The following is a 23,196-nucleotide window of genomic DNA, read 5'->3' on the forward strand; positions in this document are numbered from 1 at the left end:
CCGCGCGTCACCTCAGCTTCGGGTCGAGGGCGTCGCGGACCGCGTCGCCGAGCATGATGAACGCCAGGACCGTCAGGGCCAGGGCGCCCGAGGGCCACAGCAGGGCGTGCGGGGCGTTGCGGATGTAGGGGGAGGCGGCGGAGATGTCGATGCCCCAGGACACGGTGGGCGGCTTCAGCCCGACGCCCAGGTAGGACAGGGTCGCCTCCAGCGAGATGTACGTGCCGAGCGCGATGGTCGCCACGACGATGACGGGGGCGACCGCGTTCGGGGTGATGTGCCGCAGCAGGAGGCGGGAGTTGGAGGCGCCCAGGGCGCGGGCGGCCTGGACGTAGTCGTTCTGCTTGGCGGTGATCACCGAGCCGCGGGCGATGCGGGAGATCTGCGGCCAGCCGAGCAGCACCATGAAGCCGATGACGGGCCAGACCGTGTTGCTGGTCACCACGGACAGCAGGACCAGGCCGCCCAGGACCACCGGGATGGCGAAGAAGATGTCGGTGATCCGCGACAGCACCGAGTCCCCGGCCCCGCCGAAGAACCCGGCGAGACCGCCCAGCACGCCGCCGAGCAGGGCCACGCCGAGCGTGGCCAGCACGCCGACCGTGACGGACGTGCGGGCGCCGTAGACGACGCGGGTGTAGACGTCGCAGCCCTGGCCGTCGAAGCCGAACGGGTGGCCGGGCTGGGAGCCCTCCTGGGCCTTGGCGAGGTCGCACTTGAGGGGGCTCAGCCAGGTGATGGAACCGGGCCACAGGGAGATGAAGACCAGGAAGAGGATGACCAGGCCCGAGATGATGAAGACCGGGTTGCGGCGCAGGTCGCGCCAGGCGTCGGACCACAGCGAGCGGGCCCGCTCGCCCGACGCCCCCTCCACGTCGCCCGGCGGTCCGCCCGGGGCCCGCTCCAGGGTCTCCCCCTCCGCCGTGGCCAGGTCCATCGTCCCGCCCATGCCGGTGTCGGCGATGGCGCCGTCCTCGGGGGTGCGGCCCGCGCCCGGCAGGTGGTGCTCCGGCGTCGGCTCAGGCATAGCGGATCCTCGGGTCGAGTACGGCGTACAGGAGGTCGACGAGCAGGTTCGCCACCAGGAAGACCAGGACGAGGACCGTCACGAAGCCGACGACGGTCTGGGTGTTCTGGCGGAGGATGCCCTGGTAGAGCTGGAAGCCGACGCCGTGGATGTTGAAGATGCGCTCCGTGACGATCGCGCCGCCCATCAGCGCGCCGATGTCGGTCCCGATGAAGGTGACCACGGGGATGAGGGAGTTGCGCAGCAGGTGCCGGGTGACGACCCGGTGCCGGGGCAGCCCCTTGGCGACGGCCGTGCGGACGTAGTCGGACCGTTTGTTCTCCGCGATGGAGGTGCGGGTCAGCCGGGTGACGTACGCCAGGGAGACCGAGGCCAGCACCAGGCCCGGCACGATCAGCTCGCCGAAGGTCGCGTCGGTGGAGACCGACGGCTTGATCCAGCCCCATTCGACGCCGAGCAGCAGTTGCAGCAGCAGGCCGGTGACGAAGGTGGGGACGGAGATCACCACGAGGGTGAGCAGCAGCACCCCGGTGTCGACGGGCCGGCCCCGGTGCAGGCCCGTCACGACGCCCAGGGCGATGCCGATGACGATCTCGAAGAGGATCGCGACGATCGTCAGCCGGATGGTGACGGGGAACGCCGACGCCATCAGCTCGGTGACCGGCTGACCGTTGAACGCCGTACCGAAGTCGCCGGTGAAGACGTTCCCCATGTAGGTCAGGTACTGCTGCCAGACCGGCTTGTCGAGGCCGAACTCCTTCTTGAGCTGGGCGGCGGTGGCCGGGTCGCACTGCCGGTCGCCGCACAGGCCGGCGATGGGATCGCCCATCACGTTCACCATCAGGAAGATCAGCAGCGTGGCCCCGATGAACACCGGGATCATCTGGAGCAGACGCCGGATCACATACCGGCCCATGGCGGGTCAGCCGACCTTGATCTCGTTGTAGACGGGGACGGAGAACGGGTTGAGCTTGACGTCGGAGAGCCGCTCGGAGTAGCCGGCGCTGCCGTTCTGGTACCACAGCGGGATGGCGGCCATGTTGTCGCGGACGACCTCCTCGGCCTGCTGGAAGGTCTGGACGGCCTTGGCGGTGTCGGTCTCGGTGTTGGCCTGGTTGACGAGCGAGTCGAACTGCTTGTTGGACCACTTGCCGTCGTTGGAGGAGGCGTTGGTGTAGTAGAGCGGCTGGAGGAAGTTCTGGATGAGGGGGTAGTCCATCTGCCACCCCGCCCGGAACGGGCCGCTCATCTTGCGCTCGCCGATCTGGGTGCGGAAGTCGGCGAAGGTGCCGACCGGGTTGCCGACGCAGGCCTTGTCGTTGTCGAGGGCGTTGTTGATCGAGTTGCAGACGGCGTCGACCCACTGCTTGTGGGAACCGGTGTCCGCGTTGTACGTGATCTTGACCTGGCCGCCGGGGAGGCCGCCGCCCTCCTTGATGAGCTGCTTCGCCGCCGCGGGGTCGTAGTCGCAGGCGTCCCCGCAGAGCCCCTCCTTGAAGCCGCCCTCCTTGCCGAGCACCGGGGAGGTCCAGTCGGTGGCGGGGGTGCGGGTCTTCTGGAAGATCGTCTGGGTGATCTGGTCGCGGTCGATGGCGCGGGACAGGCCGGTGCGGACCTTCGCCGAGCCGGCGGTGTTCCACTTCGGGTCGTAGAACGGGAAGGCGAGGGTCTGGATGATGCCGGCCGGGGTGTTGAGGTAGCGGTCGCCGAGGTCGGCCTTGACGTTCTTGAGCTGGGCCGCGGGCACGTCGTCGACCAGGTCGAGGTTGCCGGCCAGCAGGTCGGTGTAGGCGGTGTTGTTGTCGGTGTAGACCTTCAGGGTCACGCCGCCGTTCTGCGCCTTGTCGTCGCCCGGGTAGCCGTCCCACTTCTTCAGGGCCATCTGGGAGCCCTTGGTGTACGAGTCGATCGTGTAGGGACCGTTGCCGACGGGCTTCTTCAGCCAGCCGGCGTGGTCGCTGAAGAAGGCCTGCGGCAGCGGGGCGAACGCGGGGTAGCCCAGCGTGTCGGGGAAGGTGGAGAACTTCTGGGTGAGCTTGACGGTGAAGGTCTTGTCGTTGACGACCTTCAGGCCGGAGAGGGTGTCGGCGCTCTGCGTGCCCGAGTCGGGGTGCACCTGGGCGTAACCGTCGATGTACTGGAAGAAGTAGGCGTTCTTCTGGTTGTTCTTCAGGCTCGCGCCGTAGTTCCAGGCGTCGACGAAGGACTTCGCCGTGACCTTCTCGCCGTTGCTGAACGTCCAGCCGTCCTTGACGGTGATGGTGAAGTTCTGGGAGTCCGTGGTGTCGATCTTCTGGGCCAGCATGTCCTCGGCCGCGCCGGTCTCCGGGTTGTACTTCTTCAGGCTGCGGAAGATCATGTCGAGGACCTTGCCGCCCTGCACCTCATTGGTGTTGGCCGGCTCCAGCGGGTTCTGCGGGTCGCCCCAGGAGGAGCTGAGCACCGCGCCGCCGTCGCTGCTCCCGCTGTCGCTCCCCCCGCTCCCGCAGGCCGTCGCCGTGAGCGCTGCCGCCGTCGCCACTGCGGCCCACCTGGCGTGCGTGGCTCCACGCATGGATGCCTCCTCGTTGACCGCGCGCCTGTCCTGAGCGACGGAGTGCCGCCGGCGCCGGGAATCTGATCCTTTGCCAGTCAATATCCGCACATCGCATCGGTGACGCACCCTCACCACACCCGTACGGGTTGTGTCGGCGCCGGGAGGACGGTCGCCGCACGACCCGGCTGAGCCGTTCGGGTGGCGGCGGGCGCACGCGCGCAACCGGGGCAGGCAGGGGGGAGGACCGGAGGAACGCGGACGTCCCGTGCCTTCGCGGCACGGGACGTCCGGGAGCGGTTCGGCGGGGACGGGTCAGCGGGGCGGCGCCTTGAAGACCACGTGGACCGCGCCGTGCGGCGAGAGCGAGATCAGCAGGTTCGACGACAGGGCCGCCGCCAGTCGCTCCAGCAACGGCAGCGTGGGAACCCCGCGGCCGTGCTCCAGCCGCGACAGCGCCCCCTGGCTCATGCCCGCCTGCGCCGCGAGGCGCTCCTGGGTCAGCCCCAGTTCCAGGCGCCGGGCCCGTACGGCCGCCCCGAAGGGCCTTCCGAGCCACTCGCCCTGCACCGGGTCGCCGGCTCCGGCCCTTCTGCGATGCGTCACAGCCAACACTTCGTCACTCTCCCCGTTCGTCACAGCCGTCGGCGCCCCGCGCACGCCGGGAGGGGTCCACGAGACGCTCTGCCGATCAGGACCCGCGCCGGCCCACGGGCGGTTCCGGGCTTGGGGAAGACTTGAGGGGGGCCTGTCATACCGCGCGCCGCATGGCGTTCCCCGATGAGACCTTCCTCACGACATGCCGCCGAAGTGATGGTGACGTACCGCGCAGAAGCGCCGAATCGCACGTGCCGGCGCCCTTGCGGGTTCCCGTCTGCACGCTTTGCCCGGCAGCGGTCACGGGTGTCAATGGCCCTCGCCCCGCGGGCCGGGCGGGCCGGTCCGGCCGGCCGGTTGTGCGCGGCCGGAACACTGCCGATCCTGGCGTCGCGCTTCGGTGATCACCCGCCCGGCCGCCCTCCGCGGCAGGCCGGCGGGGATCCTCACGGGGGTTCTGGTGAGTACGTCGAGACCGCCTGGAGCGCGCACAGGCAGCCCGGTGCGAGCCGGCTGCCGACTTACTCACTCGAAGGGAAAGTACGTGCGGAAGATCGCAAGTACCCTGATCACCACCGCCGTCGTCGCCGGCGGCATCGTGGGCGGCGTGGCCGCGCCCGCCTCGGCCGCGTGCGCGCCGAACCCGGGAACCGGCTACCACATCACCAACAAGTCCACGGTGAGCAAGCCGACCAACCTGCACAGCGACTGGATGTACGACAACCTCGGCGGCAACCTCACCTACAACCACTCGGCGACCGCCACGGTGAGCGCCAGCGGCACCGCGGGCGTCGAGGCCGAGGCCGGGGTCATCTTCGCCAAGGCGAGCACGTCGTTCAGCGTGACCGTCGGCAAGTCGTGGTCGAAGTCCAACAGCTGGACCTACTCGATTCCGGCGAAGAACAAGGCGGGCAAGACCAAGGTCCGCATGACGATGTTCCACGAGTCCAAGAAGTTCAAGGCCACGAAGTTCACGTACTACTACGACGGCCACTGCAAGTACCACGAGAGCACGAAGTGGGCGAAGTGGTTCACCGCCCCGGTGAAGAAGAACGCCAACGTCTGGGGCCTGGAGTGGAAGTAGCGTGACGAGAGCGGCCCGCCGGGAGTCCCGGCGGGCCGCTCTGGTGTGCGCGGGCGCGTCGGCCCGGCGGGTCACCCCGCGTGGACGACGTCCTTCTCCTCGGCGAAGTGGCAGGCCGACTCGTGGGCGGCCGGCGTGTCCACGCCCTTGAAGCGCTCGGGAACGGCCAGGAGGGGAGTCTCCTCGGCGCACTTGTCCTGGGCCTTCCAGCAGCGGGTGCGGAAGCGGCAGCCGGACGGCGGGTTCGCCGGCGACGGCACGTCACCGGTGAGGATGATCCGCTCGCGGCCCTCACGGGCGTCCGGGTCGGGCACCGGGACCGCCGACAGCAGCGCCTGCGTGTACGGGTGCGTCGGGTGCTCGTAGATCTGCTCGTCGGAGCCGATCTCGGCGATCCGGCCGAGGTACATCACGCCGACCCGGTCCGAGATGTGCCGGACGATCGACAGGTCGTGCGCGATGAAGACGTAGGAGAGGTTGAACTCGTCCTGGAGTCGCTCCATCAGGTTGATGACCTGGGCCTGGACGGACACGTCCAGAGCGGAGACCGGCTCGTCGCAGATGATGACCTCGGGGTTGAGCGCCAGGCCGCGGGCGATGCCGATGCGCTGACGCTGACCGCCCGAGAACTGGTGCGGGTAGCGGTTGATGTACTCCGGGTTCAGACCGACGACGTCCAGCAGCTCGCGCACGCGCTGCCGCCGGTCGCCCTTGGGGGCCACCTCGGGGTGGATGTCGAAGGGCTCGCCGATGATGTCGCCGACCGTCATGCGCGGGTTGAGCGAGGTGTACGGGTCCTGGAAGATCATCTGGATGTTCCGGCGGACCGCCTTGAGCGCCCGCCCGGACAGCCTGGTGATGTCCTGGCCCTTGTAGAAGACCTCGCCGGCCGTCGCCTTCTCCAGGTTCATCAGAACCTTGGCGACGGTCGACTTGCCGCAGCCGGACTCGCCCACGATGCCCAGGGTCTCGCCCTGGTACAGGTCGAAGGAGACGCCGTCGACGGCCTTCACCGCGCCGACCTGGCGCTTGACGATGATGCCCTGCGTCAGCGGGAAGTGCTTGACGAGGTTGCGCACCTGGAGGATCGGCTCGCCGCGCTCGACGGGCGCTTCGAGGGCGGCGACCTTCTCCTCCACCGAGTGCACGTCGGCGACCTCCAGCGGGGAGACGTTGGGCGTGGCGTCCCCGGGCTCGGTGGCCTTGGTCGTGTCAGCCATGGATCGTCTCCTTCCAGAAGTGGCACGCGCTGGCGCGGCCGGGCAGTGCCGTCCCGTCCCGCTCGGTCACCTGGACCAGCGGCGGGACGTCCGTGCGGCACACGTCCTGCGCGCGGTCGCAACGGGGGTTGAAGGCGCAGCCACGCGGCACCTTCAGCAGGTTGGGCGGCAGGCCCCTGATCGCGTAGAGCTCCTGGCCCTTCTGGTCCAGACGCGGGATCGAGTCGAGCAGACCGCGCGTGTAGGGGTGGGCGGGGCGCTTGTACAGCTCGTGCACCGGCGCGGTCTCCACGATCCGGCCCGCGTACATCACCGCGATCTTGTCGGCGACGTCCGCGACCACACCGAGGTCGTGGGTGATGAGGATGAGACCCATCTGGTACTCGCGCTGCAACTCCGCGAGCAGGTCCATCACCTGGGCCTGGACGGTCACGTCGAGGGCCGTGGTCGGCTCGTCGGCGATGATCAGGTCCGGCTCCAGGGCGAGCGCCATCGCGATCATGATGCGCTGGCGCATACCGCCCGAGAACTGGTGCGGGTAGTCGCTCACCCGCGCCGCGGCGGCCGGGATCTTCACCCGGTCCATCAGCTCCACGGCCTTGGCCTTGGCGTCCTTGCGGGACATGCCCTGGTGGACGCGGAACATCTCACCGAGCTGGAAGCCCACGCTGAGCACCGGGTTGAGCGAGGACAGCGCGTCCTGGAAGATCATCGCGATGCGCGCACCGCGGATCTTGCGCCGCTCCTCCTCGGACATGGCGAGCATGTCCCGGCCGTGGAAGCGGATCTCGCCCTGCGGGATGCGGGCCGGCGGCATGTCGAGGATGCCCATGATGGCCTGGGCCGTCACGGACTTGCCCGAGCCGGACTCGCCGAGCACGGCGAGCGTCTCGCCGGAGTTCACGGAGTAGTTGACTCCGTTGACGGCCCGGACCACGCCCTCGCGGGTGTGGAACTCGACGTGCAGGTCCCGCACGTCGAGAAGCGGTCCGGTGCTCTCGCCGTCACGCGGAGCCGGGATGGCGTCTGTCTGGTCGATGATGGTCACGTACGCCTCCCTCAGCGCATCTTCGGGTCGAAGGCGTCGCGCACCACGTCGCCGAGCATGATGAACGCCAGCACGGTGATGCTCAGGGCGCCGGCCGGGAACAGCAGTGCGTGCGGCGAGGTCAGGAACCGGTCCTGGGCGTCGCTGATCATCAGACCCCAGGAGATGTTGGGGTACTGGATGCCGATGCCCAGGTAGGACAGGGCGGCCTCGGCCGCGATGTAGACGCCCAGGTTCATGGTGGTGATGACGATGACGGGGGCGAGCGTGTTCGGCAGGATGTGCCGGAACGCGATCCGTCCCGGGCCCGCGCCGAGCGCGCGGGCGGCCGCCACGTAGTCGTTGTACTTGTTGGAGATGACCTCGCCGCGCATGATGCGGAAGACCTGCGGCCAGCCGAGGATCGCCATGATGAACGACACCGACCACACGTCGCCGCCGCCCCAGATCGACATGATCAGCAGACCGCCGACGAGCAGCGGCAGGGCGGAGAAGACCTCGGTGATGCGGGACAGCAGGGCGTCGATCCAGCCGCCGATCAGGCCGGCCAGCATGCCCACCAGGCCGCCGATCAGCGTCGTGGCGATGGTGGTCACCACGCCGACGATGATCGAGTTGCGGGCGCCGTACATCGTGCGCGTGTAGATGTCGCAGCCCTGCACGTCGTAGCCGAACAGGTGGCCCGAGGTGGGCGGGGTCATCGAGTTCTGGAGCTGGCAGAAGCCGTCCGAGAACGGGGAGCGCGCGGTGAACAGACCCGGGACGACGGCCACGGCGAGCAGGAACACGATGACGAGTCCCGACACGATGAACATCGGCCGCTTGCGCAGGTCGGCCCAGCCGTCCTTGAGCAGGCTCGCCTGACGTGCCGCCGCCTTCTCGTCGGCCTCGATCTCCTTGGCGAGGGCCGCCTCGTCGGTCGTCGGCCTCTCTATCGTCTTCTCACTCATAACGGATCCTCGGGTCGAGCACGGCGTACAGCAGGTCCACGAGAAGGTTCGCGACCAGGTAGATCAGCACCAGGAGGGTGACCAGACCGACGACGACGGGGCGCTCGCGCAGATAGAGGGACTGGGCCAACTGCTGGCCGATGCCCGGCATGTTGAACACGCGCTCGGTGATGATGGCGCCGCCCATCAGGGCTCCGAGGTCGAAGCCCAGGAAGGTGACCACCGGGATCAGCGAGTTGCGCAGGGCGTGCAGACCGATGACCCGGCGCTGCGGCAGGCCCTTGGCGACCGCCGTGCGCACGTAGTCGGCACGGACCGACTCGGTCATGCTCGCCCGGGTGAGCCGGGCGATGTACGCCATCGACGTCGTGGCCAGCACGATCGCCGGGAGGATGTAGCTCTGCGGCCAGCCCTGCTGGATGCCGGCCACCGGCGTGATCTTGAGGTTCACGCCGAACTCGAGCTGGAGCACGCTGCCCAGGACGAAGACGGGGATGGAGATCAGCACGAGCGTGGAGATCAGCACCACGTTGTCGAGGAACTTGCCGCGCTTGAGCGCGGCGAAGATGCCCGCCACGACGCCGATGACGGCTTCCAGCGCGAAGGCGGTCAGCCCCAGCTTCAACGTGATGGGGAACCGCTGGGACACGAGGTCGGAGACGGCACGTCCGTTGTACGTCTCACCGAGGTCACCGGTGAAGACGCCGCTGATGTAGTGCCAGTACTGCATGTACAGCGGCTGGTTGAGGTGGTAGTGGTCGCGCAGGATCGCCGCGATGTTGGGGTCGGCGCGCTTGTCGCCGGCCAGTGCCTGGATCGGGTCGCCGGGCAGAGCGAAGACCAGGCAGAAGATGATGAACGTGACGCCAATCGCCACAGGGATGACCTGTAGGAGGCGGCGCACGACGTATCGGCCCATCGGTACTCCAGAGGGGGGTGCTCGACCCGCCCGCTGCCGGGAAGGCGGCACTGTCGGACGGGAGACGGCAGAAGGGGTGAGCAGGGGAAGGCTGGTGACCCGCCCCCCTGCTCACCCTGTTCCGCGGTGTGTCGGAACTGCTCAGACTCGGGTCAGCTGAGCTTGACCGTGTCCCACAGGATCTGGTGACCGGCGACCTTCATCGACTTGATCTTGTCGCTGAAGCCCGCGTTCATCGTGTAGAAGTACACCGGGATGTACGGCAGGTCCTTGAGCAGGACGTCGTCCGCCTGCTGGTACAGCTTCACGGCCTCTTCGTGCGTCGGGGCCTGGTCGCCCTTGACGAGGAGCTTCTCGAAGTCCTCGTTGACGTAACCCGAGTAGTTCGAGCCGTTGGCGATGGCGTCCTTGGAGAAGACCGGACGGAGGTAGTCCTCCATGTCCGGGTAGTCCATGCTCCACGCCATCCGGAAGGCGCCGCTGTACTTCTTGGCGTCCAGGTCGTTGAGGATCGTCTGGAACTGCTCGAACGGCTTGGCCGTCACCTTGACGCCCAGGTTCTGCTGGATCTGGTTGGCGACCGCCTCGACCCAGTCCTTGTGACCGCCGTCGGCGTTGTAGCCGATCTCCAGCGTGTTGCCGGGCAGCCCGCCGCTCTTCTTGTACAGCTCCTTGGCCTTCGCCGGGTTCAGCGTGCAGGCCTCACCGCAGGCGCCCTTGCGGTAGCCGTCGATGATGGGGCTGATGTAGTCGTCCGCGGGGGTACGGGCGCCGAGGAAGATCTTCTCGGAGATCGTCTTCCGGTCGATCGACATCGAGACGGCCTTGCGCAGATCCGGGTTCTGGAAGGCCTTGTTGTACTTGACCGGGAAGCCGATGTAGCCGACGGCCGAGTCGGGCTCGTCGAGCGTGCGGTTCGGCAGGTCCTTCTTGTACGTCGGCAGACCCGAGGTCGGGATCGTCAGCAGGCTGTCGAGGTTGCCGGCGACGAGGTCCTTGTAGGCGGTGTCAAGGTTCGAGTAGATCTTGAAGTCGACGCCCTTGACCTCGATCTTCGAGGCGTCCGGGTACTTGTCGTACTTCGTGGTGCTGATCGACTCGTTGTGCTTGAACTTGCCCTTCATCTCGAAGGGACCGTTGCCGATCGGGGCCTCGCCGAAGCCCTTCGGGTCCTTGAAGAACGCCTTCGGCAGCGGCACGAAGGCGGTGAAGGAGAGCTGCGAGGGGAAGGCGGAGAACGCGCCGGTCAGGGTGACCTGGAGGGTGTCCTCGCCGACGGCCTTCAGACCGGAGAGCTTGTCGGTCGTGGGCTTCTTGCCCTCGCCCGGGTTCAGGTCGCTGTAGCCCTGGATGTGGCTGAACAGCGGGTTGGTCTGCTGCGCGTTGGTCTGGTTCGCGCCGTAGTTCCAGGCGTCGATGAAGGACTGGGCGGTGACCTTCTCGCCGTTGTGGAAGGTGTAGCCCGACTTCAGCTTGATCGTCCAGACCTTGTTGTCCGTGGACTCGATCGACTGCGCCATGGCGTTGACGACCTTGTTGCTGGCGTCAAGCTTGGTCAGACCCGTGAAGAGGGCGTTGATGACCTGGCCGCCCTCGGTCTCGTACGTGTTGGTGGGGACCAGGCTGTTCTGCGGTTCGCCGATCTCCACCGACACGGTGCCGTCGCCCTTGGCCGAGCTGCCCGAGTCACCGCCACCGCCACAGGCCGTCGCACCCAGCGCCACAACGGCGGCTATCGCAACCCACTTGGCGCTCTTGGCACCACGCATGGGGCTCCTCCTCATGAGTCCATTGGTTCACCGCATGAAGGGGCACAAGACACCACCGTCACCGGTGCCTGAAACAGTCTGGTGCCCCCCGGGCTCGCGAGTCGCCGCAGCTGCAGCGCGTGACCCGTTCATTCCGAGCTCTACGCGCCTAACTATCTGCCATGGGCGAAGAGCGAACCACACCCCAAAGGTCTCGGTTCGATCACACCTGATGTGTACTTCTTCCAAAATCCGGACAAACGGCTAGCAGAAAGATCCCTGCGAAACGGACTTGTTACACATCTATCGGGGATGACTGTCCGTATTGCGGACAACGGGGAGAGGAAATTCACTTGCTCCCCGGCCGACCATGTGCATCGGCCGTGTCGACGCGCCCTCGCCGGGGCGTCCGCGGACACACGCAGGCGCGCTCGACGTCGCGCAGGCCTGGCGTTCACACAGCAGGCTAGTGGGCAAAGGCCCTTGGAGCGGACTCCACGAGCAGGATGAAGGGTTTTCCCTACGTATTCCTCAACCTCTCGGCAACCCCTCGGCAATCCCTCGGCCGCCCGGCCACCCTCGCCGGTCCCCCCGCCGTCTTCGGGCCGCCCCCGCCCTCGGCCTTCCCGCCGCCTTCGGCCGCCGCTCGCGGCTCCCGCTTCCGTGCAGCATCCATGCGCCACCCGAACACCGGGCGCGCACAGTGGTGACTCACGTGGTTCGAGGTACGGGGGTACGGCATGGAAATCCAGCTGCTGGGCTGCGTGGAGGCCCGCGCCCATTCCGGCGACAAGCTGCCGCTGCCGCACGGCACGAAGCTGCTGCTGGCGGCGCTGGCATGGACGCCGGGCGCCTTCGTGGCCGACGAGACGCTGATCGAGCGGGTGTGGCAGGAGCGTCGGCCGATGCACCCGCGCGACGCGCTGTACATCCAGGCCACCCGGCTGCGCAAAGCGCTGGGCGCCGACGCGCAGCGGACCGGGAGCTTCGAACTGGCCCGCAGGCGGGGCGGGTACGTCCTCGTCGTCGACGAGCGGTCCGTGGACACCGGCCGGTTCCGCGGCCTCGTCCGGCAGGCGCGCCACACCGCCCGCGACGGCCGGACGGACGACGCCCTCGAGCTGTACGGACGGGCGCTGGAGCTGTGGCGCGGCGAGCCGCTGTCCGACGTGCGCACGCCCTGGGCGGAGTCGGCGCGGACGGCGCTGCGGCGCGAGCACCGCGAGGCGCTGATCGGCAGCACCGAGCTGTACCTGCGCGCGGGACGGCACGAGGAGTGCCTGCCCCAGCTCCACTGGCTCGCCGAGATGCACCCCTTCGACGAGAAGGTCGCCGGCCTGCTGATGCTCGCCCTGCACCGCGGCGGACGGCAGGCGGACGCGCTGGACTGCTTCCAGCTGCTGCGGCTGCGGATGATCGACCTGCTGGGCTGCGAGCCGGGCCCGGACCTGCGGTCCCTCCAGGAACGCATCCTCGCCCGCGATCCCCGGCTGGAGCTCGGCAGCGCGTACGCCACGTCCGTGTGAGCGACCGTGACCGTGACCGCGGCCGTGGTCAGCCGTCGAAGTGCTCGGTCAGATAGAGGGTGAGACGGGACTCCGCGTCCTGGGGCAGCTCGCGGTGCCGGTGCCCCGGGAGCACGCGCGGCGGCGTCCCGGCACCGGTCCGCACGCCGATCGTCGCGTACAGCGCGTCGGCCCGGGCGCGGGCGAAGTGCGCCGACTCGTCGTCGCCGTGCGCCTCGTGAGCGGCGGCGAGGGCCGCGAGGGCGTGCGCCTGGAGCAGGCGCTGCCCGGAGGCCTCGGCCGAGACGACGGCGCGTTCCGCCTCGGCCCGGGCCCTGCCCCGGGCCGAACCGTCAATATCTGCGTCCATGTCCCTATATGCACCCATATCAAGGAGCGTCAGGGCGGTGGCCAGGTGAATGCGGGGCAGGGCGAGCGGGGTTCCGTCGGTGGCGAGGTCCTCGGCGCGTTGCAGGCAGTCCAGGGCGTCGGCGGGGCGGCCCTGGGCGCGGGCCAGGTCGGCGCGGGCCAGCAGCACCTCGACCAGGCCCGCCCGGTGACCGGTGCGCTCGGCCGTCTCGAAGGCGGTGTCGAGGTGGCGGGCCGTCTCCTCGGCACGGCCCGCCCGCAGTTTCACCGAGGCGATCCCGACCAGGCTGTCGACCTGGCAGTTGCGGTTCTCCACCCGGCGCGAGACGGCGAGGGCGTCCTCGTAGGCCAGCAGCGCGCGGTCGTCGCGGCCGGAGTCGGCGCGGACCCGGCCCAGCGCCTCCAGGGCCACCGCCTCGGTATAGGTGGAGCCGGAGTCGCGGGAGACGAGGAAGCAGGTGCGCAGCGCCGCCGCCGCCTCGTCGAACCGGGCCTGGCGCTGCCGCACCTGGGCGAGGCTGACGAGCGCCATCGCCCGGTTGTGGTGGACGGTGTCGCCGATCAGGTCGAGGGCCGCGCAGGCCGCCTCCTCGGCCGCGTCCAGCCGGCCCAGGGCCAGGTTCAGGGACGCCGTGTTGATCAGCATGATCTCTTCGTTCTTGACGTTCCCCAGCGTGCGGTAGAGGGCGAGCGCCCGGTCGTAGCAGGGCAGCGCGCGGCGCAGCTCGCCGAGGAGTTTCAGGGTGACGCCCTTGCCCTGGAGGCTGCCGGCCTCGCCGTAGGCCCAGCCGGCCCGGCGCGCCAGCTGCTCCCCCTCCTCGTACTCGGCCAGCGCGCCCCGCAGGTCCCCGTTGCGCCAGCGGGCGCTGCCCAGGGACAGGCACATGGAGGCCTGGCCGACCTCGTCCCCGTGGCGCGCGGCCACCTCCCGGGCGAGGGTGGCCAGCCGCATCCAGTCGGACAGCGGACGGCGGTGGTGGAAGAGGTCCTGAAGCGCGTCCACCAGCCACCACACGAACGGCGCGGGGCCGTGCTCGGCGGCGTGTCCGATGGCGGCCGCGATGTCGTCCCACTCGCCGTCGAACCAGGCGTACGCCTCCTCGGTCGTGCCGAACTCCCGTGGCAGCGAGCCCTCCACGGGGCCGGGACGGGTGCGCATGACGTACAGGCCCGCCGTCGCGGCGGCGTTGACCACGCTCTGGAGATAGTGGTCGAGGACCCGGGCGACGGCCGCCTCCCGCTCCTCGGGGGAGTCCTCGGCGAGCGTGCGGTCGCGGGCGTACTCGTGCACGAGGTCGTGCCACGCGGGGCGGCCGTGCTCGACGTCGCGCAGCAGGTGCACGCGCTGGGCGAGCCGCAACCGGTCGGCCAGGCCGCGTTCGTCGGACCCGGCGGCAGCGGCGGCCGCCGTGACCGACCGGCCGGTGCCCGGCAGGACGCCCAGCCGGCGGAAGGCCAGCCGGGCCTCGTCGGGCAGCGCCGCGTACGACAGGTCGAGCGCCGCCCGGACGGCGACGGACTCCTCCCCCTCGACGTGCAGCCGGGCCAGTCGTCCCCGGTCGGCGAGGTCACGGACGTAGGCCCGGATACTGCCTGGCCGGTCGCCGATCCAGGAGCCCGCCACACACAGGGCGAGCGGCAGGTGGTCGCAGAGTTCGACGAGCCGGGTCGCGGCCTCCGGGTCGGCGGCGACGGCCTCCGCGCCCACCGCGCCGCTGATCAGCTCCAGCGCGGCGGCGCTGTCGAGGACGTCGCAGGAGACCCGGTAGCCGCCGTCCAGGGTGACCAGGCCGCTGAGCTTGTCGCGGCTCGTCACCAGGGTGAGGGAGCCGGCCGAGGCGGGCAGCAGCCGCCGTACGTAGGAGGCGTCGGCCACGTCGTCCAGCACGACCAGCACCCGGCGGTCCGCCAGCAGCGTCCGGTACAGCGCGGTCTGCGCCTCGGCGCCCAGCGGGATGTCGCGCGGCGCGCAGCCCAGGCCCTGAAGAAGCAGCGGCAGCGCCTCGTCCGGGGTCATCGGCTCGGCGTTGTCGAAGCCCCGCATGTCGAGGAAGAGCTGGCCGTCGGGGAAGCGGTCGGCGACCCGGTGGGCCCAGTTCAGCGCGAGGGCGCTCTTGCCGACGCCCGCCGGTCCGACGATGAGGGCGAGCGGCTCGGCGTCGCGCAGACAGGAGTCGAGGCGGTCGAGTTCCCGGTCACGACCGACGAAACGGCGTGGCGTGGGCGGGAGTTGACGGGGCACGGGCCGCTCGGTCGCGGCGGCCGGCGGCGGGGCCGGCGACTGCGGGCGCGAGGGTGACGGCGACGTCGACCGGGGCTGGGACTGCGACAGCGCCTGCGACCGGGACCGGTGGCCGCCGGATCCGCCGGCGAGGACCGTGCCGGCCCTGTCGCCGGCCCCGTCACCGGCCAGCAGGCGTTGGTGCAGGTCCCTGAGATCGACGGAGGGCTCCATGCCCAGTTCGTCCACCATGCGCCGGCGCAGCGCGGCGTACAGCTCCAGCGCCTCGGCGCTGCGGCCGTCCTGGTGGAGGGCCGCCATCAGCAGGCCGTGCGGGCGTTCGCGCAGCGGGTGGGCGGCGGTCAGCCGCAGGAGCTCGGCGATGGCCTGCCGGTGCCGGCCGGTCTCGATCTCCGCCTCGGCCACGCTCTCCCGGGCCACCAGGTGCAGTTCGCCGAGGCGTTGACGTTCCGCCTCGCGCACCGCGACGCCCGGGAGGTCGGCCAGCGGCTCGTCCCGCCACAGTTCCAGGGCCTCCTCGCCGCAGCGCCGGACCGTGCGCCAGTCGCCGTCGGCGGCGGCCCGCGAGCCGTCCCGGACGAGGTTCTCGAAGGCCAGCAGGTCGAGTTCGGCCGGGCCCGCGTGGATGACGTAACCGGGTCGACGGGTGGTCAGCAGTTCGGTTCCCGACGGCCCGAGAGCGCGCCGGACCTCGGCGACGAGGGCCCGGACGCGAGCCGCGCCGGCGCCGGGCGGGCGGTCGTCCCACAGGCACTGGATCAGCCGGTCGACGGAGACGACGTGGTTGGCGTGCAGCAGCAGGACCGCGCACAGGGCCCGTTGGCGTCCGGTGAGCGAGACGGCCCGTCCGTCGATCTCGATGTCCAGGGGACCGAGCAGACGGAAACGGAGCCGTGGGGTGAGCATTGACAGAACGTAGTCCAGCGGCGACGGCCGAGCAACGCAGGGCTTCGCCGGCGCGAATCCGCGGGCCGTCCGAGGGCGGATTCCGGCCACGTGCGGGCGGCCCGGCCGGAGGCGGCCGGCACGGCGCGGCATGAGGCGGCACGCGTGAGGCGGGGGCGGGCGCCGCGTGTCCCCCGTCGGTCGCCCGCCCCGCACCACCAGTCTCCGCCGGCCGTCTTTCCCGGCTCCTTCAACGACCTTTCAGCGGTCTTTCCACGGCCTTTCAGCCGTCTTTCGGCGCTCCTTCAGCGGCCTTCCCGTGACCCTGCACGGCCTCAGACGCCGGTCGTGCCGTCGATCAGCTCGCGCAGGACGTCGAGGTGGCCGTTGTGCCGGGCCGTCTCCTCGATCAGGTGCAGGAGGATCCAACGCAGGTCGACGTGGCGGCCGTCCCTGGCCGGGCGGACGGCCCGGGTGTCCAGGTCGTGGTCGGCGACCAGCGCGCGGTGGGCGGCGGCGTGCTCGGCGTACTCGTCGAGCAGGTCCACGAGCGGGAGGTCGACGGCGATGCGCATCTCGCGGTCGGGGTCCTCGTCGGTCCACGGTCCCTCGTCCTCCTCGCCGAGGAGGACGACGCGGAACCAGTAGTACTCGACCCAGCGCAGATGGCTGATCAGACCGCTCGGGGTCATCAGCGGCGAACCCGGCAGAGGCGCTCTGCGGGCGTCCGCGTCGGAGAGGTCCGCGCACTTGGCGCGGGCGGTGTCGCGGGCGTAGTCGAGGAAGGTGGTGAGCTGGGCGCGTTCGTCCCAGGCGGCGGGCATGTCGTCGATTCTCGTCATCGCGCCGAGCATGTCCGGGCCCGGGTGGGCCTGTCGAGCGGATTGCGCCGCGTGCGTACGGGGTTGCCGGGGTCCGTCCACGGGATCGTGGGGGGGGTGTCCCCCGCCGCACCACGGGGTGACTCAGGGGGCGCCGGGTGTCGTGGCCGCGCCGGTCCGGGGCGGGCGCGGCGCGCGAAAAGCCCGGGCCCCCAAGAGGGGACCCGGGCCTGCGGACGCGTGCGCCCGCCCGCGGACTGCCCGCGGATCAGCTGTGCTTGGCGCGGCTCGCCGTGCGGGCGCGGTCGCGCTGGTCGAGGACGACCTTGCGGATGCGAATGGCCTCCGGGGTCACCTCGACGCACTCGTCGTCGCGGCAGAACTCCAGGGACTGCTCCAGCGACAGCTTGCGCGGCGGGACGATCGCCTCGAACGAGTCGGCCGAGGACGACCGCATGTTCGTGAGCTTCTTCTCCTTGGTGATGTTCACGTCCATGTCGTCGGAGCGCGAGTTCTCGCCGACGATCATGCCCTCGTACACCTCGGTGCCGGGGTCGGTGAACAGGACGCCGCGCTCCTGGAGGTTGGTCATCGCGAACGCGGTGACGGCGCCGGCGCGGTCGGCGACGAGCGAGCCGTTGTTACGGGTCGTCAGGGTGCCGAACCACGGCTCGTGGCCCTCGTGGATGGAGTGGGCGATGCCCGTGCCGCGCGTACCGGTGAGGAACTCGGTGCGGAAGCCGATGAGGCCGCGGGAGGGGACCACGAACTCCATGCGGACCCAGCCGGAGCCGTGGTTGGACATGTTGTCCATGCGGCCCTTGCGCACGCCCATGAGCTGCGTGACGGCGCCCATGTGCTCCTCGGGCACGTCGATCGTCATGCGCTCGACGGGCTCGTAGACCTTGCCGTCGACGAGCTTGGTGACGACCTGCGGCTTGCCGATGGTCAGCTCGAAGCCCTCACGGCGCATCTGCTCGACCAGGATGGCCAGCGCCAGCTCGCCGCGGCCCTGCACCTCCCAGGCGTCGGGACGCTCGGTGTCCAGGACACGCAGCGAGACGTTGCCGACCAGCTCGCGGTCGAGACGGTCCTTGACCTGGCGGGCGGTGACCTTGCGGTCCTTGACGGCGGCCTTGTTGTCGGCGCCCTTGCCGGTGCCGCCCCGGCCGACCAGCGGCGAGGTGTTGGTGCCGATGGTCATCGAGATGGCCGGCTCGTCGACCGTGATGAGCGGCAGCGCGACGGGGTTCTCGGGGTCGGCGAGGGTCTCGCCGATCATGATGTCCGCGATGCCGGCGACGGCGCAGATGTCGCCCGGGCCGGCCTTCTCGGCGGGCTTGCGGGTGAGCGCCTCGGTCATCAGCAGCTCGGTGATGCGCACGTTGGACAGGGTGCCGTCGCGCTTGATCCACGTGACGGTCTGGCCCTTGCGCAGCTCGCCCTGCTCGACGCGCAGCAGCGCGATACGGCCGAGGAAGTTGTCGGCGTCCAGGTTGGTGACGTGCGCCTGGAGCGGGGCCTCCTCGTCGTACTCGGGGGCCGGGACGTGCGACAGGATCGTGGAGAAGAACGGCTCCAGGCTGTCGCTGTCCTTCGGGACCGTGCCGTCCTCCGGCTTGGTCAGCGAGGCGACGCCGTCACGCGCACAGGCGTAGACGATCGGGAACTCGATCTGGTCCTCGTCGGCGTCGAGGTCGAGGAAGAGGTCGTAGGCCTCGTTGACGACCTCGTCGATGCGCGAGTCGGGGCGGTCCGTCTTGTTGATGCACAGGATGACGGGCAGGCGGGCCTGCAACGCCTTGCGCAGCACGAAACGGGTCTGCGGCAGCGGGCCCTCGGAGGCGTCGACCAGCAGCACGACGGCGTCGACCATCGACAGGCCGCGCTCCACCTCGCCGCCGAAGTCGGCGTGGCCGGGGGTGTCGATGATGTTGATCGTGACGACGTCCCCCCCGTCCTTGGGGTGGTACTTCACCGCCGTGTTCTTGGCGAGGATCGTGATGCCCTTCTCACGCTCCAGGTCGTTCGAGTCCATCATGCGGTCGTCGAGCGACTCTGCGGCGTGCGCGGCGAAGGCGCCGGCCTGCTTGAGCATGGCATCGACCAGAGTCGTCTTGCCGTGGTCGACGTGGGCGACGATGGCTACGTTGCGAATGTCGTGGCGCGTGGCCATAAAGCGGCGTTCTCCCGGAGTGTGAGGGCGACCCTGCTGCGTACGTCTGTGTTACGCGGGCCCTGCCGGGCTTGACACGCCACGGCCTCACCCCATGGTACGTGGCCCCGCGGGGGAAGGCCTCCGCAGGGCCGCACGGTTCGTCCGGCGGCCATCCGCCGCTCACCTCCGGGCCCGCTTCCGTGCAGGTCGTGCGCCGGTTGCGGGCCCGGAGTGCGCTCACTTGTGCGCGGGGCTCCCGGCGGCCTTCGCGCCCTTCTTCAGGAATCCCATGTCCTCGTAGACGGGCGTCTGGAAACCGAAGGCCCCGGCGTTCACCACGTTCTTGCGCACGGCCGTGAGCTGCGGCCGCTGGTAGAGGGGGATCGATCCGGCCGCCGCCCAGATGCGCGAGTCGGCCTTGCGGATCAGGGAGCGCGCCTCGTCCTGGTCCAGGGTGGCGAGCGCCTGGGCGAACAACTGGTCGACCTGGTCGGTGCCGACCCGGGTGTAGTTCTGCTCCACGCTCAGGGAGCCGTCGGCGGCCGGCCGCGGCTTGGCGTAGATCGGCCGGGCGTCGGTGGCGGGGAAGGCGGACGCGGGCCAGGAGTACAGGGCGAGGTCGTAGTCGCCGGACGCGATGTGGTCCTTGAAGTAGCTCGCGTCGGAGACCTTGGTGATCTCGGTGCGGATGCCGACCTTCGCCAGCATCTTCGTGATGCGTTCGGCGACCGCCTCCAGGGACCGCGATCCCGGGCCGGACGGCAGGACGAACCGCAGGTCGAGCGCCTTGCCGTCCTTGGCCAGCGCCTTGGCGGGGGCGCCGACGGGCGCGGCGGTGCCCTTCGGGGCCGCGCCGGCCCGCAGCGCCGCCGCGGCCCCGGGGGCCGCGGTGCCCTTCGGCGCGTAGGCGCCGGGGACGCCGCCCTGGTGCAGCCCCTTGTACTGCGCGCCGTCCTGGGCGAGCCGGCGTCCGCCGGCCTCGTTCTTCGCGGCGTGGTGGTCGTCGCGGTCGGATCCGGCCGGCGCCTTGTCGTCCTCGCCGACGACGTAGGTGCCGTCGTCGTCCTTCTTCTCATCCTTCTTGCCGGACTTCCCGGCCTTCTCGCCCTTCTCGCCCTTCTCGGCGTGCGCGCCGGTGTCCTTCTTGCCGGCCGAGCCGGCCGCCTTCTCGCCCTGGTCCTCGCCCTTGTCCTTGACGGGGCCGCCGACCACCCAGCCGGCGTCCGCGAGGAGCGCCTGCGCCTCGGCCGTGTCCTGGCCGCCGAGCGCGCCGCTGCTGTCGGCGTACGCGTCCTGTCCGGCCAGCGCCAGATGGCTGCCGACGGGCTCCGCGGGCAGGCCCAGCGGCGTGAGGACGGCCTTGGCCAGTTCCTTGCGGTCCAGGGCGCGGGCCACGGCCCGTCGCACCCGCTCGTCGGCCAGCGGCCCCTGGGCGCCGTTGAGAGCCAACTGGGTGTAGGCGGGCTCCAGGGATCTGCGCACCTCGAAGGCGCTCAGCGCCTTGCGCCTGCTCTCCCACTCGGCGATCGCCGCGGTCAGCTCGGCGCGGGCCTTGGCCCCGTCCGCTCCCGCGGCCCCGGCCGACGGCTTCTCCTCGTCGCCGGCCTCGTCGTCGGCCCCGTCGTCGGCCTTGCCGTCGGTCTTGTCGTCGGTCTTGTCGGTCTTGTCGGCCGTGTCGATGCCGTGGGCGCGGGCCCATCTGCGCAGGGCCTCCAGGCCGGCGGGCCCGGAGCCGGCGGGCGGTCCGGCGGTGCCCTTGGCGGCCCCGTCGACGTTCTGCGCGTCGGACGGGTCGACCTCGGCCAGGTCGATCTTCCCGGCGGCCAGCGCGGACGTGCGCTCGTCCCTGGGGACCGCCGTCAGCACGATCTCGGAGAGCTTGGCCGGCCTGCCCCACCAGCGGGGGTTGCGGGCCAGGCTGACCTGCTTCTTCTTGCGGTCGACCTTCTTCAGGGCGAACGGTCCGGCCGTGACCTTGAGCTTGCGTCGCGCGCCGTCGTTGAAGGAGTCGGGCGTGCCCATGACGTCCTTCGGGTACAGCGGGGAGAACAGCGACCGCCAGTCGGCGTAGGTCCGGCTGAAGGTGACCTTGACCTCCAGGTCGTTGGCTCCGCGCTCGATCTTCTCGATGCGGTCGTAGCCGGCGTTGCGGGCGGTCCAGTACGCGCTGTCCTTGCCCGACAGGGCGCGCCACTGGGCCGCGAAGTCGGCGGCGCCGATCTCGCGGCCGTCGCTCCAGACGGCCTGCTGGTTCAGCTTGTACAGCACGACCTGCTTGGGCTCGGTGGCGACGACCTTCGCCGACTCCAGGTAGTCGGCGTCGCGCTGCGGCCGGCCGTTCGCGTCCATCCGGTACATCGCGGGGAGCACGGCCTGGGCGACCTGGGCGGTCGTGGCGTCGGCGTCCGACTGGAAGGCGTTGAACGTCTCGGGGACGGCGTCCACCGCCCAGCGCAGGGTGCCGCCCTCGGCGACCGAGGCGCGGGCGGCGCGGGCGACGTCCTGGCGGGCCAGGGGCCGGCCGGCCTCGTCCGGGGAGCCGCAGCCCGTCAGCAGGGGCACCGCGAGCACGCCCGCGGTGAGGAAGGCGACCGAGCGCGTCACCGCGCGCGGGCCGACGCCGTCGTGGGACATCTCTGGTACCTCCGGTGAGCCGCTGCCGGTGCGTGCTGATCACATGTGGCGGTATTTGGTGTTGATCAGATCTACGGCCCACTGAAAGGGAAACGGTTCGCCTCCCCAGGGCGACACGGCGGCCGGGGCGTCCAAGGCCACTCGTGCGGAGCAACACACCCCCTGCGCATCCGCCAATCGCTGCACACGCCTTCACATCCACCGGTGTGACGCGCAACACTCGCAGGCGCATGAACGTTGCCGTCCAGGGCGAGACGCCCACGGAAGCGAGGTCATGGCATGTCCGTGCACGACGACCTGACAGCGGTCCAGCGCTGCCTCGACGACCTCTCCCGGTCCGTCGGCCGCCTGGAACAGCAGCTCGGCAGCGGCGGTCTGGAGATGCGCCGCGTCCGCACCGACGCGGCTCACCTGAAGGAGAGCGTGGCGCTGCTCCGCGAGGCGGCCGCCCAGCCCGGCACACCGCACCGGCCCGAGATCGTCACCATCCCCGACACCCCCTACGACGACTCCCTGTGGGTCGACACCGACGACGAGGGACTCGGCGCCCGGCACCGGCACGCGCCCTGACCCGAGCCCAGGGGGTGTCCGACACCCCGTAGACCGACCGGAGTCCTGAGTTGGCCACTGGTACGGAACCTCCCTCCACCGACCCCCGTCCTCGAAGCGGCGTACGCGGCGCCGGACGCGCCGCGATCGCCGCGCCCCATCTGCGGACCGACCGCTGGTGGCTGGCCCCCGCCGCCACCGCGGCCGGCCTGCTCGCGTTCGTCGTCTACTCCACCTGGCGGGCCTTCGCGAACGCGGACTACTACGCGGCCCCCTACGTCTCGCCGTTCTACTCGCCCTGTCTGGCCGAGAACTGCCGCCCCATGCACGCGGGCCCGAACACGGACCTCCTCGGCGGCTGGTGGGGCATCTCCCCGGCGATCATCATCCTGATCTTCCCGCTGGGCTTCCGGCTGACCTGCTACTACTACCGCAAGGCCTACTACCGGGGCTTCTGGGCCTCGCCCCCGGCCTGCGCGGTCGCCGAGCCGCACACGAAGTACACCGGCGAGACCCGCTTCCCGCTGATCCTTCAGAACGTCCACCGGTACTTCTTCTACGCGGCTCTCCTCGTCGCGGGGATCCTCACCTACGACACGGTGCTCTCCTTCCGCGACGAGCACTACGCGTGGGGCCACATGGGCCTGGGCACCCTCGTCTTCCTGCTCAACATCACCCTGATCTGGGCGTACACGCTCTCCTGCCACTCCTGCCGGCACATCGTCGGCGGCAAGCTGAAGCACTTCTCCAGGCATCCGGTGCGCTACCGGGCCTGGCGGCTCGTGGGCCGGCTCAACGCCCGCCACATGCTGCTGGCCTGGGCGTCGCTGGTGAGCGTGGCCCTCGCCGACTTCTACGTGTATCTCGTCGCGTCCGGCGCCTTCGACGATCCGAGGTTTTTCTAGAT

At 70.3% G+C, this 23,196-nt stretch carries 17 protein-coding genes; 4 read left to right on the forward strand and 13 right to left on the reverse strand.

Features of this window, described 5'->3' with window-relative positions; all coding sequences use genetic code 11:
* Positions 1-7 precede the first annotated feature (7 nt).
* The 4 genes from KMS84_RS09500 to KMS84_RS09515 all read right to left on the reverse strand — a co-directional run bounded on the left by KMS84_RS09500 (position 8) and on the right by KMS84_RS09515 (position 4,166).
* Positions 8-1,027, reverse strand: a complete 1,020-nt coding sequence (locus KMS84_RS09500) for an ABC transporter permease (RefSeq protein ID WP_256915660.1) — start codon at positions 1,025-1,027, stop codon at positions 8-10.
* Entirely contained in the window at positions 1,020-1,943 is a 924-nt protein-coding gene (locus KMS84_RS09505) for an ABC transporter permease (protein WP_256915661.1), read from the reverse strand. The genes KMS84_RS09500 and KMS84_RS09505 overlap by 8 nt, the downstream gene beginning before the upstream one ends.
* 6 nt (positions 1,944-1,949) lie before the next feature.
* Positions 1,950-3,581, reverse strand: a complete 1,632-nt coding sequence (locus tag KMS84_RS09510) for a peptide ABC transporter substrate-binding protein (protein ID WP_256915662.1) — start codon at positions 3,579-3,581, stop codon at positions 1,950-1,952.
* Between the two features lie 294 nt (positions 3,582-3,875).
* Positions 3,876-4,166, reverse strand: coding sequence for a helix-turn-helix domain-containing protein (locus KMS84_RS09515; RefSeq protein ID WP_256915663.1), 291 nt, complete (start codon positions 4,164-4,166; stop codon positions 3,876-3,878).
* A gap of 535 nt (positions 4,167-4,701) precedes the next feature.
* On the opposite strand from KMS84_RS09515, the gene KMS84_RS09520 reads away from it, so the two are divergent.
* Entirely contained in the window at positions 4,702-5,241 is a 540-nt protein-coding gene (locus KMS84_RS09520; RefSeq protein WP_256915664.1) for a hypothetical protein, read from the forward strand.
* A gap of 71 nt (positions 5,242-5,312) precedes the next feature.
* Here the strand turns inward: KMS84_RS09520 and KMS84_RS09525 are convergent, their stop codons facing one another.
* The 5 genes from KMS84_RS09525 to KMS84_RS09545 all read right to left on the reverse strand — a co-directional run bounded on the left by KMS84_RS09525 (position 5,313) and on the right by KMS84_RS09545 (position 11,147).
* Positions 5,313-6,461 (reverse strand): ABC transporter ATP-binding protein, encoded by a 1,149-nt coding sequence (locus tag KMS84_RS09525; RefSeq protein WP_256915665.1) that lies wholly within the window; start codon positions 6,459-6,461, stop codon positions 5,313-5,315.
* Positions 6,454-7,509, reverse strand: a complete 1,056-nt coding sequence (locus KMS84_RS09530) for an ABC transporter ATP-binding protein (protein ID WP_256915666.1) — start codon at positions 7,507-7,509, stop codon at positions 6,454-6,456. The genes KMS84_RS09525 and KMS84_RS09530 overlap by 8 nt, the downstream gene beginning before the upstream one ends.
* A gap of 11 nt (positions 7,510-7,520) precedes the next feature.
* Positions 7,521-8,459 carry an ABC transporter permease gene (locus KMS84_RS09535; protein WP_256915667.1) on the reverse strand — a complete coding sequence of 313 codons (939 nt, stop codon included), beginning with the start codon at positions 8,457-8,459 and terminating at the stop codon, positions 7,521-7,523.
* The gene (locus KMS84_RS09540) at positions 8,452-9,378 is read right to left on the reverse strand and encodes an ABC transporter permease (RefSeq protein ID WP_256915668.1); all 927 of its coding nucleotides are present in this window, start codon (positions 9,376-9,378) and stop codon (positions 8,452-8,454) included. The genes KMS84_RS09535 and KMS84_RS09540 overlap by 8 nt, the downstream gene beginning before the upstream one ends.
* A 152-nt stretch (positions 9,379-9,530) precedes the next feature.
* Entirely contained in the window at positions 9,531-11,147 is a 1,617-nt protein-coding gene (locus KMS84_RS09545) for a peptide ABC transporter substrate-binding protein (RefSeq protein ID WP_256915669.1), read from the reverse strand.
* 719 nt (positions 11,148-11,866) lie between these two features.
* Between KMS84_RS09545 and KMS84_RS09550 the strand changes: the two genes are divergently transcribed.
* On the forward strand, positions 11,867-12,652 hold the full coding sequence (locus KMS84_RS09550) for an AfsR/SARP family transcriptional regulator (protein WP_256915670.1): 786 nt from the start codon (positions 11,867-11,869) through the stop codon (positions 12,650-12,652).
* A gap of 28 nt (positions 12,653-12,680) precedes the next feature.
* Here the strand turns inward: KMS84_RS09550 and KMS84_RS09555 are convergent, their stop codons facing one another.
* The 4 genes from KMS84_RS09555 to KMS84_RS09570 form a co-directional block, all read right to left on the reverse strand.
* Positions 12,681-16,148 carry an AfsR/SARP family transcriptional regulator gene (locus KMS84_RS09555; protein ID WP_256915671.1) on the reverse strand — a complete coding sequence of 1,156 codons (3,468 nt, stop codon included), beginning with the start codon at positions 16,146-16,148 and terminating at the stop codon, positions 12,681-12,683.
* A 314-nt stretch (positions 16,149-16,462) separates the two neighbouring features.
* Positions 16,463-16,969, reverse strand: coding sequence for a DinB family protein (locus KMS84_RS09560; protein ID WP_256915672.1), 507 nt, complete (start codon positions 16,967-16,969; stop codon positions 16,463-16,465).
* Positions 16,970-17,216: 247 nt separating this feature from the next.
* A complete protein-coding gene (gene typA / locus KMS84_RS09565) occupies positions 17,217-19,124 on the reverse strand; it encodes a translational GTPase TypA (RefSeq protein WP_256915673.1) in 1,908 nt (635 codons plus the stop codon).
* A gap of 219 nt (positions 19,125-19,343) precedes the next feature.
* Positions 19,344-21,740, reverse strand: a complete 2,397-nt coding sequence (locus tag KMS84_RS09570; RefSeq protein WP_256915674.1) for an ABC transporter family substrate-binding protein — start codon at positions 21,738-21,740, stop codon at positions 19,344-19,346.
* A gap of 279 nt (positions 21,741-22,019) precedes the next feature.
* On the opposite strand from KMS84_RS09570, the gene KMS84_RS09575 reads away from it, so the two are divergent.
* Together KMS84_RS09575 and sdhC are read left to right on the forward strand one after the other, a co-directional pair.
* Entirely contained in the window at positions 22,020-22,310 is a 291-nt protein-coding gene (locus KMS84_RS09575; protein WP_256915675.1) for an Rv0250c family protein, read from the forward strand.
* Positions 22,311-22,360: 50 nt separating this feature from the next.
* Positions 22,361-23,194, forward strand: a complete 834-nt coding sequence (gene sdhC / locus KMS84_RS09580; RefSeq protein ID WP_256915676.1) for a succinate dehydrogenase subunit SdhC — start codon at positions 22,361-22,363, stop codon at positions 23,192-23,194.
* Positions 23,195-23,196: the final 2 nt, after the last annotated feature.

This window comes from Streptomyces hilarionis, from assembly GCF_024539675.1.
Classification (GTDB): Bacteria; Actinomycetota; Actinomycetes; order Streptomycetales; family Streptomycetaceae; genus Streptomyces; species Streptomyces hilarionis.

What these genes read in the sequence shown, in the direction of transcription:
- KMS84_RS09555 (WP_256915671.1), bottom strand. Translation starts at nt 16,148, where the DNA reads ATGCTCACCCCACGGCTCCGTTTCCGTCTGCTCGGTCCCCTGGACATC.
- KMS84_RS09510 (WP_256915662.1), bottom strand. Translation starts at nt 3,581, where the DNA reads ATGCGTGGAGCCACGCACGCCAGGTGGGCCGCAGTGGCGACGGCGGCA.
- KMS84_RS09545 (WP_256915669.1), bottom strand. Translation starts at nt 11,147, where the DNA reads ATGCGTGGTGCCAAGAGCGCCAAGTGGGTTGCGATAGCCGCCGTTGTG.
- KMS84_RS09535 (WP_256915667.1), bottom strand. Translation starts at nt 8,459, where the DNA reads ATGAGTGAGAAGACGATAGAGAGGCCGACGACCGACGAGGCGGCCCTC.
- KMS84_RS09560 (WP_256915672.1), bottom strand. Translation starts at nt 16,969, where the DNA reads ATGACGAGAATCGACGACATGCCCGCCGCCTGGGACGAACGCGCCCAG.
- typA (WP_256915673.1), bottom strand. Translation starts at nt 19,124, where the DNA reads ATGGCCACGCGCCACGACATTCGCAACGTAGCCATCGTCGCCCACGTC.
- KMS84_RS09575 (WP_256915675.1), top strand. Translation starts at nt 22,020, where the DNA reads ATGTCCGTGCACGACGACCTGACAGCGGTCCAGCGCTGCCTCGACGAC.
- KMS84_RS09540 (WP_256915668.1), bottom strand. Translation starts at nt 9,378, where the DNA reads ATGGGCCGATACGTCGTGCGCCGCCTCCTACAGGTCATCCCTGTGGCG.
- KMS84_RS09500 (WP_256915660.1), bottom strand. Translation starts at nt 1,027, where the DNA reads ATGCCTGAGCCGACGCCGGAGCACCACCTGCCGGGCGCGGGCCGCACC.
- KMS84_RS09550 (WP_256915670.1), top strand. Translation starts at nt 11,867, where the DNA reads ATGGAAATCCAGCTGCTGGGCTGCGTGGAGGCCCGCGCCCATTCCGGC.
- KMS84_RS09525 (WP_256915665.1), bottom strand. Translation starts at nt 6,461, where the DNA reads ATGGCTGACACGACCAAGGCCACCGAGCCCGGGGACGCCACGCCCAAC.
- KMS84_RS09505 (WP_256915661.1), bottom strand. Translation starts at nt 1,943, where the DNA reads ATGGGCCGGTATGTGATCCGGCGTCTGCTCCAGATGATCCCGGTGTTC.
- KMS84_RS09570 (WP_256915674.1), bottom strand. Translation starts at nt 21,740, where the DNA reads ATGTCCCACGACGGCGTCGGCCCGCGCGCGGTGACGCGCTCGGTCGCC.